Genomic DNA, 636 nt, shown 5'->3' on the forward strand with positions numbered 1-636 from the left:
GCACGAAGCGGCTCGCCCCGGAATGGTAAGAGTGAGGGGCAGCGCAAACCTGAAGCGATTGGCCACTTCGTGGCCCGAAATCGATTGCTTTGTGACGGCAGTTATGCTAGGAATTTATTCATGGTGCTGATTTGCGCCAGCGACCTGCCTTTGAGGCGGGTTTTTTGTTTTAGCCGATCTCGACCGGATTAAACGTCACGCAGCGATGACGATCACCGACAGCAAGCCGAACAGCGCGATCAGCAGAAGGTCGGCCGTCCGGTAGAGTTTCAGCGCCCGCCTGATGTCGATGCTTTCCGCATCGCGGCGGCCGCCTTCGCCCATGAATGCATCATCGACCATGACGCCGTCATAGGAACGCGGGCCGGCGAGCGCCAGGCCAAGCGCGCCGGCCATCGCTGCCTCAGGCCAGCCGGCATTGGGCGAGCGGTGCTTTTTCGCGTCGCGCTGCACGGTGCGCCAGGCGTTGCCGGCATCGGCGCCTTTGACGAAGAAAGAGGCAGCCACGATGAGCAGCGCGGTCAGCCGTGACGCCGGCAGGTTGATCAGATCGTCGAAGCGCGCCGCCGCCCGGCCGAAGGCCTCGTGGCGCGGCGTGCGGTGGCCGATCATCGAATCGGCGGGGTTGGCGGCCCT

At 64.0% G+C, this 636-nt stretch carries 1 protein-coding gene (only partly in view); it reads right to left on the reverse strand.

Annotated features, from left to right (window positions below):
* Nucleotides 1-195 precede the first annotated feature (195 nt).
* Nucleotides 196-636, reverse strand: the 3' portion of a protein-coding gene (locus EOC93_RS33420) for a cobalamin biosynthesis protein (protein ID WP_127206746.1). The gene runs 402 nt beyond the window's last position; the window shows 441 of its 843 coding nt (coding positions 403-843); its start codon lies off the right edge, out of view; it ends in the stop codon at nucleotides 196-198.

The organism is Mesorhizobium sp. M6A.T.Ce.TU.002.03.1.1 (genome assembly GCF_003997275.1).
In the GTDB taxonomy this organism is placed as follows: domain Bacteria; phylum Pseudomonadota; class Alphaproteobacteria; order Rhizobiales; family Rhizobiaceae; genus Mesorhizobium; species Mesorhizobium mediterraneum.